Source organism: Pseudomonas sp. S4_EA_1b, assembly GCF_016307435.1.
Lineage (GTDB): Bacteria > Pseudomonadota > Gammaproteobacteria > Pseudomonadales > Pseudomonadaceae > Aquipseudomonas > Aquipseudomonas rhodesiae.
The window spans coordinates 1-241 of sequence record NZ_JAEILC010000161.1; positions in this window are offsets into that span (position 1 = coordinate 1).

Consider the following 241-nt stretch of genomic DNA (forward strand, 5'->3'; position numbering starts at 1 on the left):
ATGTAATTCTGCTGCTTATAAAAACCCTTTAAAAACAATAAGTTGCAAGATAATTACCTTTTCAATTACTTCTTTGTTACTCCTTTTTGTAATACCAAACCCCACGGAATACGCGGCCTCCAGCCCATTCCCCATCGGTGGTTACTGAAATTACTCTTTTTGAATTGCCCCCTCCTACCGGCACAGCAAAGCCTCCAGACCCTTTGAGGAAATACCGCTTCGGTGCAGGGTTCCGCAGGCT